Genomic DNA, 2,410 nt, shown 5'->3' with positions numbered 1-2,410 from the left:
TGCTCATCGGCGGGATGACCTGCGCCTCCTGCGCGGCCCGCGTCGAGAAGAAGCTCAACCGGATGGACGGCGTCACCGCCACGGTGAACTACGCGACGGAGAAGGCCCGGATCACCTACCCGCCGGACGTCGAGGTCGCCGACCTGATCACCACGGTGGTGCGGACCGGGTACACCGCCGAGGAGCCCGCGCCCCCGCAGGAGGAGGCGCCCGCCCCGCAGGAGGCCGACCCCGAGGCGGCCGCCCTGCGCCGGCGCCTCACCGTCTCCGCGCTCCTCGCCCTCCCCGTCGTCCTGCTGGCGATGGTCCCGCCCCTGCAGTTCGACAACTGGCAGTGGCTCTCGCTCACCCTCACCGCGCCCGTCGTGGTCTGGGGCGCCGCACCCTTCCACCGGGCCGCATGGACCAACCTCCGGCACGGCGCGGCCACCATGGACACGCTGGTCTCCGTCGGCACGCTCGCCGCGTTCGGCTGGTCACTGTGGGCGCTGTTCCTCGGCGACGCGGGCATGCCCGGCATGCGGCACCCCTTCGAGCTCACCGTCACCCGCACCGACGGCGCCTCCACGATCTACCTGGAGGTCGCCGCGGGCGTCACCGCGTTCATCCTGCTCGGCCGCTACCTGGAGGCCCGCTCCAAGCGCCGCGCGGGAGCGGCCCTGCGGGCGCTGATGGAGCTGGGCGCCAAGGACGTCGCCGTGCTCCGCGACGGGCGGGAGGTGCGGATTCCGGCGGAGCGGCTGGCCGTGGGCGACCGGTTCGTCGTACGGCCCGGGGAGAAGATCGCCACCGACGGCACGGTGCTGGAGGGCGTCTCCGCCGTGGACGCGTCCATGCTGACCGGCGAGTCCGTCCCGGTGGACGTCACCGTCGGCGACAGCGTCACCGGCGCCACGGTCAACGCGGGCGGACGGCTCGTCGTCGAGGCGACCCGGATCGGCGCCGACACGCGGCTCGCGCGGATGGCGAAGCTGGTCGAGGAGGCGCAGAACGGCAATGCGCGGGTGCAGCGCCTCGCCGACCGGATCTCCGGGATCTTCGTCCCGGTGGTGCTGCTGATCGCGGTCGGCACCTTCGGGGCGTGGCTGGGCACCACGGGCGACACCGTCGCCGCGTTCACCGCCGCCGTCGCCGTCCTGATCATCGCCTGCCCCTGCGCCCTCGGGCTGGCCACGCCGACCGCGCTGATGGTCGGCACCGGACGCGGCGCCCAGCTCGGCATCCTCATCAAGGGCCCCGAGGTCCTGGAGAGCACCCGCCGCGTCGACACCGTCGTCCTCGACAAGACCGGCACCGTCACCACCGGCCGCATGACCCTGCTCGCCGTCCACACCGCCGACGGCACCGACGCCACCGAGGTACTGCGCCTCGCCGGCGCCCTGGAACACGCCTCCGAACACCCCGTCGCCCGGGCGATCGCCGCGGGCGCCGCCGACCGCGTGGGCACCCTGCCCGCCCCGGAGGACTTCGTCAACCTCCCCGGTCTCGGCGTGCAGGGCGTGGTCGACGGCCACGCCGTCCTCGTCGGCCGCGAGAAGCTGCTCGCCGAGTGGGCCATGGAGCTGCCCGCCGGCCTGGCACGCGCCAAGGCCGACGCCGAGGCGGCGGGCCGTACGGCGATCGCGGTCGCCTGGGACGGCGAGGCACGGGCGGTCGTCGAGGTCGCCGACGCCGTCAAGGACACCAGCGCCGAAGCCGTCACCCGGCTGCGCGCCCTGGGCCTGACCCCGGTCCTCCTCACCGGGGACAACAAGGCCGTCGCCGGATCGGTGGCCGCGGAGGTCGGCATAGCCGCCGAGCACGTCATCGCCGACGTCATGCCCGAGGACAAGGTCGACGTCGTCAAGCGCCTCCAGAACGAGGGCCGTTCGGTCGCGATGGTCGGCGACGGCGTCAACGACGCCGCAGCCCTCGCCCAGGCCGACCTGGGGCTGGCCATGGGCACCGGCACCGACGCCGCCATCGAGGCCGGCGACCTCACCCTCGTCCGCGGCGACCTGCGCGCCGCCGCCGACGCCATCCGCCTCGCCCGCAGGACGCTCGGCACCATCAGGTCCAACCTCTTCTGGGCCTTCGCCTACAACATCGCCGCCCTGCCGCTGGCCGCCGCCGGGCTCCTCAACCCGATGATCGCCGGAGCCGCCATGGCCTTCTCCTCCGTCTTCGTCGTCGGCAACTCCCTGCGGCTGCGCGGCTTCAAGGCCGCGAACTGAGACCCTCCCCAAGGGGTGGGGGCGGGCCCGTCGGGCCCGCCCCCACCCCTTTTCGGCGTCCCGCACCGGTGAACGGCCGAGGGCTGCGCGGGAGCCCGTCGTGCGGGCCGGGGCTGAGGGGGCCCGGGAACACGTCGACGCCACCGGCGGCCGGCCGGTGAGGCCGTCGTCGATTCCGCCGGAGGGGACGGCCGGCG

The 2,410-nt window shown here is 74.7% G+C and carries 1 protein-coding gene; it reads left to right on the top strand.

Features of this window, described 5'->3' with window-relative positions:
- The coding region (locus B7767_RS29455) for a cation-translocating P-type ATPase (RefSeq protein ID WP_085574815.1) at positions 1-2,213 on the top strand (2,213 nt) is incomplete at its 5' end.
- Between the last annotated feature and the right edge of the window lie 197 nt (positions 2,214-2,410).

The organism is Streptomyces sp. 13-12-16, from assembly GCF_002114215.1.
GTDB lineage: Bacteria > Actinomycetota > Actinomycetes > Streptomycetales > Streptomycetaceae > Streptomyces.
The sequence above is the reverse complement of the archived record's forward strand: the minus strand, read 5'-3'. Positions and strand labels throughout refer to the sequence as shown.